Raw genomic sequence first — 17,107 nt, forward strand, 5'->3', positions numbered from 1 at the left:
TTTCTATGTATTAATTTTCTGCTGTTTGTTGTAATAATAATCTTTCACCGTATACGATTTTTACAATTAACTCTACTGCTTGTTTTCTAAGTTCGTAACATCTGCTTCTACTCATATGCATACTCTCTGCAACAATCTCCATAGGACATTTATGAACATAGTTCTGCTTGAGTATAATATAATATTTTTCATTTATTCCTTTTATCAGTTCCAAGGAGTCATCAATAATACTTATATCGTAACTTAACTGTTTTATCTCTTGTTCTATTTCACGAAGAACCATTTTATATTCTTCTTCAATCTTTTCTTTATAATTATCAGCAGTTGCTTCTACATTATTTAGTGTAGCAACCTCCTTACCATTTTCAATAACAAAACGTGTAACTTTACCTGAATATCCCCCTTTAAGCATCTTTGACCGTATATATTCATTTTCCTCTTCACTCGATAGTCGTTGTATTTGATTCCTTAAGAATGTCACTCTTACCTTATTGTACTCATAATTCTTGAGTAGATCCTCGATTAATTTTATATACTTCAAATTACAACCTCCCTAAATATTGTTTTTAAGCTGTAAAAACTAATGCTTCATTTAACCCTACAAATCATGTACACGTTTAGTAATTAGTTATTTAGTTAACATTTTAATTACAATGTATATAGTTTATTTAGAATATACATTATTTTCTTAATAATAACATTTATTTTTATTGTTTAATTCTCTTATCTGTCCTTTTTTTGTCCATTATTTGTAGATAATTGTCTACCAGGATAAGATAAGCATTAAATTCTCACGCTCTTAATTAATGAATGACTTACAGCCAATTTATATCAAGACTATATTATTTCTTCTAACCAGAGCTGTCATAATTCTATTTTAATCTATAATTATAACAATAAGATAACAATTCATTTAATTGAACTATATTAAATATTAATATTCCAACTAAAAAAAGGGCACTATTTGTAACGATTACAAATAGCGCCTTTTTGTTATAACTCTAACATTCTACATAATATAGCAAATAATTCTCCACGAGTTATTGGATCATCCAATCGTTCTTCATGAATAACCAATCCTCTGTCAATAAGTTGTTGATAATATGTCTTAGCCCAATGTTCTTTTTTGATAGTTTTCTTTTCTTCGAATAGACAAAAACAGCCACGGATAAATTGTTCCCATCTTCCTTCCTTAAGAAGTACGGCTGGACAGTACTTACCTGTCCAGTCCTGATGTTTTTTTATGTCATTAATTGATGTTTTTGCCATTAGGTAGGCAATAAGCTGTTGTGCATTTTTTTCTGCCATTTCCATATTGATACCTTGATTCATGCATATCTCAATTCCTATACTGTTTTCATTACCTTTTCTACATCCTGCATGCCATGCCATCTCATCTATAGGTATATGTTGAATGATCTTATTATCATCTACTGTATAATGCCAAGATACTTTGTCATTGGTTGATTTAATATACGAGGCATGCATAGCTGCATCTGCACCACTACGAGCATTCCCAGTATTATGTACAGTAATGTTAGTAGGTGTTATTGCGACTCCTGGTCTATTTGGTCTATCTCTTGGTATGAAATCTTCAATGATATTCACTGAATCACCTCCATTCAGTTCTTATGATCTTCGTTTGTCAATATCTCTTTTGTAGGTGATCTGCTTTAAGATTTCATTACCGAATACCGATACAGAAGCACATAAAATACCTTGCATGATACCAATGAATATAATATCAAAACTCCATGTTTTCTCTATCACTAGTCCAATATATAATACACACATGATGATAGAACTTATTAGCAGTGCAAATGGGATAACCCAATCTTTTATATGTGGAATATTCTTAAGGAATAACCCTAAACAATAACATACCACCACAACTATTAATAATTCAGGACGAATAACTTGTAATACTTGTTCCATACTCATAAAAATCTCCTCCTATTGATATATTTTACTTTTTACCATTGCTTTTCCTACGTCTATGTATCTTAGATTTTTTATCACTATCAGAACTATTAGCGTCACCAACATCACTAGCTGAATCACCACTATCCTTTTTATTATCAGCAGCATTTGCCTCTTTAATCCTATCGTCTTGAGGGTGTTGTACAGGAATTCTTGGTTGTTGTCGTTTCTTAGTTATGTCTTCTCGTACTTTTTTAATCTTCTTATCTATTGCTTCTTTTTCCCTTTTCATAACAACCATACGATCATTAATTTCTTTTACTTCTTTTTCAATGGCAGTCATCTGTTTTTCTAATGCCTTTATAGTCTTGTCGGATTCTTCTTTCGGCCATATATCTGCTGCTCGATTCATTTTTACAGACAAAGAAGCTTTTTCCATTGCTAACATAAACAATCTATCATCTTTTTCAAGCTCTTCGCATTTATTCCTTACATGGCTTTCCAATATATCTTCTACTTCTTTATTGGCACCAAATAAATCTCTGAATCTCATGATCTTACCATATACCATTGCATCTGTGATATCTTTTTCAACTACAGTACTATTTACATCAATTTCATCTCCATCATCACCAAAATCTTCATCTAAACTAAGAACTTGGTCATTAACAGAATAATGAGCTTCAGCTGGGTTACTTTTCTTATCGTCTTTCTTATATTTCTTATCCAACTGCTTTAATTCTTTTTTAAACATTTCTTTATTGGCAGAAATTATTTTAGTAACTCCTTTATCTTTATTATTGAGTATATAACGTTTTAGAATATCACGTCTGGTCTCAGTATCTGTTTCAGTGGTCTCAATATTTTCTACAAAATTAATGAGATCAAGAAATTCTGGTTTATCTGAATCATAGCCATTCTTTTTCAATGATTCTTGGAGCGCTTTTTTCATAGCTTCTTTACTTAAATCAGAATCAGCATCATTGACCAAAATATCTGTAGCATCATTTATTATCTTTGACCTAGCAAAGCCATGACTTGAGCTAAAAGGACCCTGTTGCGAGAATGAAAATCCTGGTGACCATTTTTTCATTCCAAGAGGTGCATGGTCATACATTTCTATACCCGCTTTTTTGAATCTACCATCTAGTTCTTTGACAATCTTATCTATTATTTTCTTGTCACTAGTAGTTAAGTACATAATTGCGCTATCAGTTCTTTCTCCCTGATAATTAGGACCTAAAACTTTGAAGGCACTAATATATGATGCTTCCGGAGATCTTTTTATATCCTCCATATAATTAGCCAATAACTCAAATGCCTCTTTCGCTTTCTTAGGGTCAAAACTTAATGTAGTTCTAGCATTTCCCTGTTCTATTTTTTTACTTCTTTTATCTCTTACAAAATAAGCAAAATCTTTTTCACCATCTCTAAGGGCTTTTTTAATTGTTGTTTTTGAACTTTGCCCAAACATTCTAAGTCCTTTGAACTTGGACTCAACTGCTATCATTTGATTTTTGAAAGCTTCTTTCTCACTATCTGTCAATGTTTTAGGTTCATCATACTCAGGTACATTCACCTTGTAAAGATTATAAATATCCTTAATCTTACGATGATAATCATACTTTGCATAAGCGTCTTCTGTAGTAAATTTACCGTCTACCACTTGCATCCATTGCTCTAACCAACTTAATAAACTATCAAATACTTCGTTTGGCATAATTTCACTCTCCTTTTATTATAAAAAACAAGAGAGAAAAACTTGATAGTTTTCTCTCTTGTCAGTAACTATTATACGGAAGCCTTATATCCTATAATGAGTCCTACATTTTTAACATTGTGCTTATCTCCTTTTAGAGTAAAGCTCCACTGTGAACCTCTACTACTGATACTCAAACCGCTTGTCTCAACATACTTACCACTTTCCAGATTATATGTTTTACCACTATCAAGTATCATTCCTAACTTACCTTCTTCATAAAGGTCACCTACCATGTAGATACCATCAATCTTGCTTCCTGCCATATTAGGTAACATATCTCTAGTTATTGTCACAGCCAGCTCATCATCACTTTGTAGGAAATCAGTCCAGCTATCACCAAATGTTTCTGCCATATTTATAAAATGTAAAGCATGATATGGCTTTAACATACCTCTGACAGCATCTCCAAAACTTTGTCCGCCTTGTTTTGCTGTATACTTAAGGTTGACAATGACATCTTTTAAGTCCTTAGGATTATATGATACCTTTTTCCCATTAAGTTCTAATCGCCATCTTGATACTGCACCAGTACCTTCAAATGGTAAATAACGTTCATCATCATAGCGAAGCTCGAATAATCCGTTATTATCTTCATACTCACCTCTTGGTGATAAGACAATCTGCTGATTAACTCTCCAATCTGAGCGAATAGAAGTTGGCTGAACATCTTTAGGGTCAATCATGTACTTAACGGCTTTCACATCTGGTTCAATAATGGTCTTATGGCTTAACTGTGTCAAAGTAGCATTAACAGGTGCTTTACCTTCTCCCATATCAAATACAACTGATATGGTCTTAACTTGTCTACCATAATGTCCTTGGAAATCATAATCAAATAGAGATTCTGTCAAATTAAACTCACAAACTCCTTTTTCCTTAAGACTAACTAGTGCAAATGGGTCAAGTTCTAGTAGAGATATAGGTTTGGCTATCTCCAAGTCACGACTATTACTTTCTATATATGCCTGTTCCATTGTGTCTAAATCATAGCCCAAACTCTCTCCTGCCAACAGACCTTTTCTTAAGCTATCCCAGTACATGGATGAGATATAATTTACTTCACTTTCCTTCATACCTCTCTCGTATTGGAATGCTTTTTGAGCAGATTTTGCCATTTTATGTGCAAGTTTATAAGTCTTGAAATATAATGTAGATAATTTGCCTGCCATCCAGTTATATAACTCTTTATTTGTAAACTTGTTCTTCATAAATGTATTAACTGAATCGTTTTGTCTAATTTCTTCTTCTAGAATATCAATCTCTGTCTGAGCCACACGTTCTGATAATTTGGAACCATTGATCTGATGCTGTAATTGTATCTTTTCACTTTTCGCCATCTTAAGTTGTAATCGCCAATCTTCTTTCATACGCTCCAGATTAGCTTTCATACCTACAATCTCACCTAGCATATTAATGCTTTCACCAGAGGTTTCTGTAGCTTCTGAGAAGTTTTCCAGCAATCCATCTGTATTAACTTCTGCATAAGTGAACGTTCCTACTATAGCCTTAGGAATGAGTGAAACACCCATATTAACAAATTTGGCGATAGAAGCTGTTGTCATGAATGCAGCACCCATAGACATAAGACTCATCTGAGCTATCTCTGCTGGTATGAATCCTGTATTTATTAAATCATTATAATGTTTAATAGTGTTCTCAGTACTCTTTAGGCTCTCCTCTAATGATTTTGTATTTTCTATAGCCTCTTGTAACTGATCTTCTTTAATCTTGCGAGTCATAGTCAAGATAGTATTCTCCTGCTTTTGCTGTAGAAGACTAAGCTCTTCGGAATCCTTCTTCTCAAGGGTAGCTAATAGGTCATTACCAAATTGGCTAACCTTAGATGCTAACTCGTTAGCTTTATTTATCATGAAGCTGAAACGATAGTGTGGAGTACTTCCATCACTAACAGCTACTGCCTGTGATAAACTCATTCCTCCTGCTACTGCCTGTACAAGAGCCATAGGGTCAATAGGTGGCTGGAATAATGGTAACGGTTGATTGATTCCCATGATATTCATACAATGTCTAATCTTATACAATCTATCCTCAACAGTATTCCAATAATTAATGAAATTCCAGTTCTCAGGTATAAAGAAATATGGATTAACTAAGCTATCATTAACTGTACCACCTGAGAATAAATGTATCAAAGTATTACGACTAAGATTATTTGCATTCTCAAGGTCTAATAAAAATTCGTATCTATCCTCATTATTAGTAACTTCTTCTGTAAGTGTCTCATAATCTACATCATCAGTTAATACTCTCTCCCCTAAGATTTCCGGTTTTTCACCAAGCAAATCATAGGCTAGGATATACAGCATACGTGCCTCATTGATAGATTCTCTTGTGTATTGTCCAAAGAGTAAATCTCCCCAATCAATAATATTATCAATATAGTTCATTACCAAAGCCTTTTCATAAGCAATAATACGTAAAGCAGCTATGGCATGAGGGTCAAATGGGTCTTCTAGATATTTCTTAATCTGAGTTTGGTCGTCATCATCTTCTATTCCATATAGATCATCTGTAGATGCATTTATAAACGGTAAGAACTTCCACCAAACTGCCTCTGTTGGATCAAATATGAATTCATACCACTTTTTAGCCTCTTCAAACAACTGTGCTGTATTTAATGTCTGAGCCAAGAAGAATGGTACATGGAAGAATAATTCCCAATAATAACTACTATTAGCACTATCAAAATCAAGAGTTTCTGATATTGGATATATCTTGATTCTATCTTCGTTTATCTTAATAGTAGTAGTATTACTTATATTAGCATCAAACTTAGGTAATTCACCTATTTGCTGGGTACTTAGGTCTAAGAAAGCTTCTAAACCTTCAGTAAACAACTTAGTACTTAACTTATAAGAAGTACTTGATGTGAGCCTGATGATATCATAAGGTACATCTTCCACTTCATAAGGTCTGATATCACTATTAATGTCATATTTTACATAAGCATTATCTTTGAATAGATACAAATAGTTACCTGTATTAACACCTGCATCAAAACCGTTTAAAAATTCACTTGGTATGTTTAATAAACTTCCAGCCATATTTTTATAACCATATAGATTGATATTGGTAATTTGTCCATTGTCTATAGCTAATCTCTTATAGTAGCCTTTATATAAGATATAACTCTTTGAATCTAATGTAAATGAAGCATGTATAGGTATTAGACTAATAGGCTGTGGGTATCCTATATCCATGTATTGTGGTAATTTGCCGTTAACCAATGTATAACGGATATATAAATCACTACTAAACATATACAGATATTTATTATCTACTACAGTGGCTGATTCCACACTACTCATATCACAGAATCTACTAACAGCAATAGTTTGTGTAGTCCCCCAACTAGTATCTGATGTAGGCGCATCATTAAGCTGCATAACCTCATTACCCTTAATCAAATATAGGTCGTTGTTATATCTAAAGCTAGCATCAATATCTACTGGGTTATTATCTTGGTCCGTAATAAGTAATCCATGTGAATCCCAGTTATTTGTATTTAGGTTATATTCACAGAAGTAGAAATTATATTCAACCATATCATTTCGTTTATATACCATTACACCACTATCTGATAAAGAGACAGCCCCTATTGCTGTACCTGTCTTTAGATGTAGCACAAATTCATGTGTCAATAACTCTTCTGCTGTTAATTCACTATTAACAACTATGATTTCTTTTCCATCAATAACATATAGAATACCATCTTTCATAAAAGCTGAATCAATGTTGATCTCATTTAAATTAACATGGAATTCCTGATTACCAAGGATAGATTTTATATCCGTTTCCAAGAAATCAATACTCTTTGGATAATTAACTGGTGTCTGGCTGAACTCACCATTTTCAAAACGTAAATAATTATCGTTTCTAAGGATATACGTATAATTATTTATGGTAAATGCAGCTTTAACTTTTTCATCATTAGGATCTGCATGTCCCCATTTTTCATAGTTAAGACCTTTAACATAATTATCAAGTATATTTCCTTCTTCATCCATGAACTCTCCATCAAATGCAAAGTAGCTTTCCCCAACTATAAGATAGGTAGTACCATCTACTTGGAAGGATGCATCAATATGTGTTACATCTTCACCTAGATTCGAATAATCTATAGTCTTAGGCCACTCATTTTCATCCAGATTGTGCATTGATGGCTTACATAAGAAACTACCACCCTTATGATCAAAGGCAAACCAAGGTGCTTTTCCTATGTTAAAAGCAACAGCATTTTCCATAGCAATATTTTCCTCAAATAAGGTTTTGAATACTGATTGTCCCATATTTTCATAAGCTGGATTGTTATTGCTAACTACCGTATATAGCTCTGGTGTCAATAGGAAGGTCTTATTCTTTCTTTCATATCCTGTTTCAAATGATTTGAAAATATTGTAATTCAGTAAATCCTTATCAAGAAGACTATAACTACAGTTGATTACAATATTGTCATGAGTATCTGAATCTAATTTGTCAGATTTCTTTACAAACAGTTCTACACCTACAGGACTCTTAACCTCTGTATTGGACTTAGTTACTAAATCTGATATCTTAATCTCTTGATCTAGTGTCTGAGGTATAACCCACTTACCATTTAAGTTAAGGTATGAAAAATTAATCTTTATGACCTTATTATTTTTCTTGGTCTTGTTAAAATTATATTTTCCGCCACTTTCACTGGCTGTTGCATTTTGACTCTCTTTTTCTTTGTTATCCAGTTCTACTTGTGGCCAGAAAACAAATGTTTTACCAAAGGCATATACTGGGTATACCTTTTGGGAATCAATTTGAAGCTCAGTATCAATCCATGAATCCCATTCAACAGCCTCTGTATCCCCATCAATAAATGTAGCAGTACGATAATAGTATTTTGTTGGTTCTGTCTTTGTGCGTCCAAAAATAATGATTCTATCATCATTAGTAGAATCATCGTTATAGCGATAACCACCTGCTACAGTTAATCTGGATACGTCATCATAGGAATCCAAATAATTCTTGTAAGCCTGTTCAACCAATGTATCTGTCAGTTCTCCTTGCATAACTTCATCTTCAAGAGTCTTGAATTGTTCTGTCTTAGTATCTCTAAGCTCAGGACGAATATAGTTTTCAGGATATAGAAATACCTTACGGTTAGCTTCCCAAACACGATAATTCTTCATCCACTCCCAATAGGACTTCAACTTGTCTTTAACTATATCCATATCTTCAAAATTCTCTAGCGCTGGTTTTTCTAAGTCCATAAAGTATCTATGGAAGTATAATTGCATACAAGCTAAAGCTTCTTTGATTCTAGAGGTTCTAGCACAGTTATCCATATCCACATCAATCAACAGCTTCTCATACAATTCTCTACTGTTGTTTACATCACTTTCTACGTATGTGAGATAAGGTACTAATGCATCTCGTTTCATAATATTTTCTTCGTCTTGAATCTGTTCTTTTAGTATCGCCCAATCCTTCTGACTATTCATTAGTCCTAATTGTTTGTACAGATACCCAGCTGCCTCATCCAAATCCTTATTGTCTCCATAGATATATGACCATACGTATCTATAAAGCTTAGATGGTGTAGAGTCTATTTCTTGTGTTACTTTAAAAATGGATAGCATCTTTATAAGTAATTCTATGTTAAGATTTACTTCATAAGGTGACCCACTGAATAAGAAAGCGTGTTTTTTCTTGAGCCATTTTATTTCTTCTGCATCCCACTTAAATATATCACTTAATACTTCATAGGATTCTTCTATAATATGTTTCTGTGGATGCAAAAAATCTGTAAGAGTATAATTATTTCCTATATACATGTGGTCCATATACTTATAATCAGTGATAATCTTAATATCAGCTAATAGATAATCTGCATATTCTCCCCATCTGTTAGTTATTGATTGAGGATATATAAGATCCATCTTTTTATAAGCAGGGTCTGAGTATCGTATATAATTTTGACCTTTTAACATATAAGTTTTGTTATCAAATATGAATGCGCCATCAATGGATTCTTCAAATTTAATAGGCATGTTACCCCAGTTATTGCAAATATCTCTAGGATAGCCTTCATCTACATATTCATTATCCAAGTTACTATAACGAATATACTGATTATCCTTAAAAACAAATAGTTTACCCTCTCTATCTAAGAACGCAGCATCTACTTGAACCATATCATCTAGATGTTCATCTGGGTTAAAGGTATTCTTAATCTTACCCCAAGCTGTAGCTATTTCTGCTATCTGATTATTATAAAAATACTTGTCCCCCTTGAAAAGATATAATCTCTCATCTTTGTATAGAGCTGCATCCAAATCATAAGTAAATATTCCTTGGAATGTAGCTGCTTCTATACCCAAATCCTCGTCAACTATAGCTGTGATTGATTTTGGATAACCTTCATCTACGTATTCGTATGTTTTTTGTGAATAGCGGATATATTGGTCCCCACAGAAAATGAATGTTCTATTTTCATCTCCAAAAGCAGCATCTATTTTTTCTTCTTCCAGCAGATTATTTCTGATTCTTCCTAAGTGACCTATTGGCAACTCCCTGATTTCTCCTTGTGCCAAAGCTATACAATTATCTTCTATAAAGATGTAAATAGTGCCTAGATTAGCTATTATTGCTTGTATAATAACTTCTTTATTATAATTATCATCTGTCTTGCCAATCTTATGATCCAGATTTTCAAAACCTTTTTCAAAACGTAGATTCTCATAGATTTTCTTTGGATAACCAAAATCAACATATCTATAATCACTTGATGAATAACGCACATATTGATCACCGCAGAATAAATAAGTAATACCATGTGAATCAACAAAAGAAGCATCTATTCTGTTAAGTTCAACAATGTTATTATCTACCTTACCAAAGACCTTGTTCAGACTTTCTACATATGTATCTGTCCGTCTGTTCTCACCTTCCACTGGGTCTATGTTGATATTGACAAAGGCTCCATCTACTGATTTAGAATACTTGTCTTCATCAAAGAAATAGATAGCATCGTCTATACCTTTAAACAAAGTAGTAATCTTATCTAGAGGTATATTCTTCCACATCTTATTTATATCTTTTGGATAAGACCATATTCCTTCTAAATAATTATACTGCAGCTGTTTATCCCCATGAATCAGGTAGATGTTATCATCTTCTACATATACTGCATCAACTTGATCAAAGCCTTCTATAACAAACTGTATAGGTATATTCCACCAATGTTCATCAGCAGTTTTAGGGAATCCTGTATCAGGTTTGCTATAATTGTTACCAGAATACTGAACATATCTAAATCTTCCTTGTTCGTCTGGCTTTTCTAATAGGAAAGTTTTATCCTCTATGACATAAGCAATATTCACATTTCTTAGTCCGAAATGTTCTTCTATGACTTTTGGTACTTTATCAATATAACCATATTCCTTTGATGATTCATGATTATACATAACGTGTTGATCCCCACTGAATAGATAGGTATTACCGTCAACACCCACTAATCCAGCATCAATATGATTATTCTTTATAATATTATTATCCACATATCCCCATTCTTCTGCTATACTGTACTCTTGCTTGGATAAGAAATTGTAACAGGTATGATACATATTATCTTCGTCTATATTACCTGTATCATCTTCTGAATCTTGATTATTAAAATCAAAGAAAGCATATGTGTTACCATCTGTTCCCTCAAGAATGGAAGATATTCTCCTATTATCCTCTATAAGCTTACCGTCACCATCTTCATCTAATGGTCTAAGCAATGGTGGTAAAATATCAGTTAACTTTATACCAGCCAAGCTTTCTAAATCACTGCAGCGTTTATAGTTACCATCCTTTTGAGTACGCATATAGATGTTTCCTTCATGAGTAAATACACATGTAGGTATTTCATCATCCATAAGTGAATATGTTTTATCCAGAACTTGTGATGCAGATTCTACAAGTATAGTACAAGTACCATCTTTGAAGAAGTACATATTCCTACCATTAGCCATAGCACAATCTATTCCATTAGAGAAATCTATATCCAGATTTTCAAACCCTGGTTCTTCAGATAGCTCTTCAGCTATGTTTTTAGGATAACCCTCATCTACATATCTGTTCATATTAAAAGGTAGAGTATATCTATGATATTGATTACCGGAGAATACGTAAATACGTTCTTTAAGTTCATCATTATCAGGTGTTCTCACTGTCATAGAAGCATCCACTAATCCTGTATCTGCAATATTATTTTTTACATTACCCCAAAAGTCCATTATTCTAATTGGTACATTACTATCTATTTTTGAATAATCATTAGTCTTATAACTTATGTAATGTTCATTAGAGAAGATATATACTTTTCCATCCTTACCTGTAAAAGCTGCATCAACATGTTTGAATGGCATATCTCCCCAAGTATCTGACATCAAGGCTGGTTCTGACCACCATCTATGTTGATTGTCAAAATAAATATATCTGTTACTAGAGAATAAATAAGTACGTCCTTGTTGGTCAGTAAAAACAGCATCAATAGTATCAAAATATGTATCTGGTATATCAGTCTTCGTCAAAGCAAAAGGTAGATTCCACCAGTTATCATCTAAAGTCTTTGGATAACCTTCATCCACTACGGTATAATCATTAGTAGAATATCTAACATACTTCATGGACTCACCATCTGTCATACCACATAAGTAGGTTTTGCCATCTAGTACAAATGCTGCTGTTACCTCTAATAGTGAATCCCAATCAGATTCTATAAATCTTGGATAACCAGAATCAACAACCTTATAATCTTCACCAGAATAGCGATAATACTGATCTCCACTAAACACATAAGCCTTACCATCTAATCCTACAAATGCTGCATCTACTTTATTATTTTCAATTATATTATTCTTGACAATACCCCACTGTTTAGATGTCTCTTCCTCGCTGGCTGATACATGGAATCCTTTGTCATCACAGGTTATATTAATGGATTTACCATCTGATAATAGGAAGATGCCATCGTCTGTGTTAATAGCTGCATCTATTCTCTTTTTAAAATTATAAGGTAATTCTGGCATCCATGTATCAATAGTAAGAGGATAACCTTCTTCTACATATACTCCATTATTTTCTATATTATTCCTATAGCATATAACTTGGTCACCAGCAAATAAATAGTATTTATCTTCAATAGTGAAAGCTGCATCAATATGTCTCATTCTATTGAAATTATTTTTAACATGTCCAAAACGGTCTAAAATCATCTTTGGATGCACATAGTCATCTGAAGATACATATACATCATCCTTGAATAAATATCTTTTATGGTCTATTCCCACCATTGAAGCATCTATAGACTTATGGAAAAATGGATGAATTTCTTTACCAAACTCTTCCTTCCAATTTTTATTAATATCTTTTGGATAGCCTTCATCCATATATTGAATCTGGTCATTAATATTCACATGGGATATATATCTAATATATTGACCTTTTGAAAATAAATAAGTTTTCCCTTCTTCATCTACGTAAGCTCCATCAATCTTGTCAATATCAGAAAAGTTATTTTCTACTTTTCCCCATTGTCTCTCTTTTAATTCCCATAGGTCAGAATTGGTAGTTTTACAATAGTAGTTAGTTCCTGATATGATGTGAATCGTGCCTGATGAATCTACAAAAGCAGCATCAACACAGAATGGGTTCACACCTTGCTCACTATACTCATAATAGAATCTATCTATATCTGTTAAACCTTGATATAGCTCATCTTCTTCATCCTGTTCCTCTATAACCTTAACTGTAGCAGCCATATCTCTTACATAGGTATAATCATCAGCAGAATATGCGTAATAATTATCTTTAGTAAAGAGATATATTATAGAACCTACCCCTTCTAAGATGACATCAAATGTTTTAATACCCTCTGGTAAAATTAAATGCTCTGGAAACTTCTCTGTTAATTGTTGGTCATGAAAAGCTACTTCTATCTGATCTGTGGTAAGACCTAATTTTCCTATCAATATAGCAATCTGCTTCGCTCTACGATAGAGGTTGTTGAATCTTGTACTCTTAGGTTCTAACATAAGCTTATCATTTACATTAACCGCTTCTATTACAGGACCCATAAATTGTTCCACTAAGCTATTATGGGTTCCAATGATATTATTCATAACAACACTGATCTCATCTGCTCCAATACCATATACATCTTGTAAAGCAGTAAGTAATGTCTCCTCCTGCATTATTGCCTGGTCTATAAGAATCTGACTAATATCATCAATCTCCTGTTTCATTTCCTTAGCTATATCATGTAATAAGAAGAAGATATCCTTATTGTAATCATCAAATCTTTCTATTTTAAATACAAGAGCATTATTCACATTTAAGAAATAATCTATCTCTTCCCTATTAAGCTTATAGTCATAGGTATACTCACAGGTTTCCAACATTTCCACAAGCTCTTCTCGTTCCATCTCATTCAATCCTAATTCTTCTAAAGTAGCAGGCTTAACTCTGTATCTGTCAATTACCTCTACTATTTTACTCATATGATTGAAAATGATTTCTTCATGGATATTAGTGAAATAATCGCCAAGCTCGAAGTTTTCAATGTTGAAGTTCTGACTGAAGAAATTATAACCTTCTAAAGTCATCTTTCCATTTCTTAAGTATCTTCCTTCTAAGTTTTTGTATATATCTAATGCTACAATATAACCTGATACTCCTCTAAGCATAGTATCATCCACATTATAAAAATAGTCTTTTACTTCTATAATATGTTTTTTAATAGTATCCAGTATTTCAAAACGATAAGGATAATAAGCAATAGCTAAGTTAAAATCCTCAATAGATGTATTAAGCAATTCTTCTTTATCCCTAATAACATGCTCATCATCTATATAATCGTTGAATAGTAGATTAGTCATAAGCTTTTCTGTATCAAGTTCGCTTATAGGTAAATGTGAAAAGATAGTACTATCAAGAACAATATCCTTATCTGTAAACTTCTGCATATTGTCTTTAATAACTTGATATACTTCTTTAGCATAATCTACTATATCAGCATTAACCATAAATAATACCTTGTTCTCCACGAATCCAAAGAACTCAGGATCAATCACATTACTATCTTCATCTATATAATTGTTGAATAATAGATTATCATATAGTTCCTGCTGCTCACCTTCTGATAGATTCAATTCCTCAAAATCAGATGGATATAAAGACATTAACACATCTTCACTAGATTCCTCTTCACTTAAAGCTTCTTCATAGATATTAGCTATTATGTCAAAAACATCATCTTTCATTACGCGAAAATCAGTAGTTATCTGGAAATCTTCTACATTCTCTGGAAAAACATTTTCATTGATATCACCTTTTGTATTAATATAACCTCTATAAACCAAATTATTTTTTAGTTTATTAAGAATCTTCTCTTCTAATCCAGTATTAGTAAAATCCTCTATACTTAGATGATCCAAATGATTAACAGCTTCATATACAACTTCAGAAACTCTCTCTCTATCCTTATCTTTACTGCAAAGAAGAATACCTTTATCCTTATTAGAAACAACTTTATTATCGCCCCCTATAATATAGCGATAAATAGCCCTTGAAGTTCTATCATCACAATCATCAGTTGTTAATAATTGTGGTTCAAATAGTAGGGTTTTGAACTGAGTATAAAGATTATTCAAGAAATCAATCTTAGCTTTCTTCTCTTCTTTCAGAGCTTTTATTTCTTCTGTTTCTTCGTCATCCTCTAGCTCATCCTCTTCAAAAGCTTGAAAACGTAATGTTATCTGACGTAATTCTTCACCAGTGAAATCATTCTCCTGCATCCATTTAGTGATAGATACTATGAGTTGTATAAGCCAAATATTATTTGTTACATCGTTACTTGAAAAGATTGTGTAACAATCCCTGATATTAGGATTATAAGCAATTAACCTGTCAAAAACATTATGAACTCTAATAATAGGGTCATCACTTATAACGTCTAATATATAGCATAGTTCCTTTACTGATATATCAAGGAACTCTGTTACTGTAGCTACCCTATAGAGAAGGGTTAAATTAGTTAATAACATGTCCTTTGTTACTTTTAAGCCTTCAATCCCTGATCTATCAGTGAAACAGGTTATAAAAGCTGCCACATCTTCCTCAGTCATCTTAAGGGCTTTACACAATCTTTCTCTAAAATCTATATTATCATCACTCATGAGATCATCTTCATTAACTGGTAGGATTCTAGTATATTCACTGTTCTCGTACTCAGGATGAAGAGTATCTGTCACTTGGATGTAATTTTTATCAATGGCAGTAATATCACCATTGTATATTCTATTAAATAAATCAATAGGCTGCTCTTCATTACCTGTTCCTAGAGTGTTCATGGATACAAGTAGTCCACATGTCATATCAATGGGCAACTCATAATCTTTATGTAATTTTAGAATATATGCCATATGTAGAATAGCTTCTTCGTTAAGTATATTATTGCAACAACTCCTAAGAATCATATCTAATTCTACAAATGATACTTGTGTCTTCTTAGCTAGATAAATAAAAAGATATGCACGTCTTAACCATATCCTCATATCATCATTATTTTCAATACCTATAATTTTTTCTTGTTCCTCATCTAATATAGCATACCCTGATAAATTATTATTCAAGTAGAAGCTTCCTGCATATTCCGACTCATTGTCACTAAGATTTCCATATAGTAATTCTAGTAACTCTTTAAATGTAATCTTAGTCTTTCTCATGAACCTCTTTACATTAGTAAGTAGAGTATTAATATCTTCTTTTAAAAGGTTATCTATATTGTCTCCTTCTAAGACATCTGCTTCTTCGTCAATATCTCCTTGAGTAATACCATAGAGTGATACTAACTCAGTTGTGTTGTTACAGATATGATTATAAGCTTCCTCTGATAGTCCTAAATATTCTCTTGCAATAATATTATTGCTCTTATTACGTAATTCCTCATTACTATCTATAGAGAAGAGTTTATATAATTGTTCTTGTGTAATTTCCATATGTGCTAAATAGTTTTTTATCTTCTCATGTTCTAGATTGAATGAAAGATTAATTGGATGTTTAGCTCCTTTTAATACCTCATAAGTATCTCCTTCTACTCTTCCTTCCAATATTTCATTGACAATATCTAGATAAGGAACCATAGTAAAAGTATTCTCTTCGTCTAAAAGTATATGAAGAATATCTTCTCTTCTCATATTCCATAAGCTGCTATCGGCTTCTTCATCAAATTCATCTTCATATAATTGTAGTAAATCAGCTAAATAAGCTGCTGGTGATAGAACAGATCTGGCATCATCGCCTTCTCTGAAATCTATTTCACCAAATATTTTTTCATAACTTGAAAAATCAGTATTGTTATCTTGACTCATTCTTTTACACTCC

Annotated in this window: 5 protein-coding genes; all 5 read right to left on the reverse strand. The window is 32.5% G+C overall.

Annotated features, from left to right (window positions below; all coding sequences use genetic code 11):
- Window positions 1-10 precede the first annotated feature (10 nt).
- On the reverse strand, window positions 11-541 hold the full coding sequence (locus HYG85_RS04095; protein ID WP_212692402.1) for a hypothetical protein: 531 nt from the start codon (window positions 539-541) through the stop codon (window positions 11-13).
- A gap of 452 nt (window positions 542-993) precedes the next feature.
- Window positions 994-1,608 carry a peptidoglycan recognition protein family protein gene (locus HYG85_RS04100; protein WP_212692403.1) on the reverse strand — a complete coding sequence of 205 codons (615 nt, stop codon included), beginning with the start codon at window positions 1,606-1,608 and terminating at the stop codon, window positions 994-996.
- Between the two features lie 21 nt (window positions 1,609-1,629).
- The gene (locus HYG85_RS04105) at window positions 1,630-1,941 is read right to left on the reverse strand and encodes a phage holin family protein (RefSeq protein WP_113671824.1); all 312 of its coding nucleotides are present in this window, start codon (window positions 1,939-1,941) and stop codon (window positions 1,630-1,632) included.
- 25 nt (window positions 1,942-1,966) lie between these two features.
- Window positions 1,967-3,640 carry a T3SS effector HopA1 family protein gene (locus HYG85_RS04110; protein WP_212692404.1) on the reverse strand — a complete coding sequence of 558 codons (1,674 nt, stop codon included), beginning with the start codon at window positions 3,638-3,640 and terminating at the stop codon, window positions 1,967-1,969.
- Between the two features lie 71 nt (window positions 3,641-3,711).
- Window positions 3,712-17,094: a Tc toxin subunit A-related protein gene (locus HYG85_RS04115; RefSeq protein WP_212692405.1), complete on the reverse strand. Its 13,383-nt coding sequence runs from the start codon at window positions 17,092-17,094 to the stop codon at window positions 3,712-3,714.
- Window positions 17,095-17,107: the final 13 nt, after the last annotated feature.

This window comes from Vallitalea guaymasensis (assembly GCF_018141425.1).
Taxonomy (GTDB): Bacteria; Bacillota; Clostridia; order Lachnospirales; family Vallitaleaceae; genus Vallitalea; species Vallitalea guaymasensis.

What these genes read in the sequence shown, in the direction of transcription:
- HYG85_RS04110 (WP_212692404.1), bottom strand. Translation starts at nt 3,640, where the DNA reads ATGCCAAACGAAGTATTTGATAGTTTATTAAGTTGGTTAGAGCAATGG.
- HYG85_RS04115 (WP_212692405.1), bottom strand. Translation starts at nt 17,094, where the DNA reads ATGAGTCAAGATAACAATACTGATTTTTCAAGTTATGAAAAAATATTT.
- HYG85_RS04105 (WP_113671824.1), bottom strand. Translation starts at nt 1,941, where the DNA reads ATGAGTATGGAACAAGTATTACAAGTTATTCGTCCTGAATTATTAATA.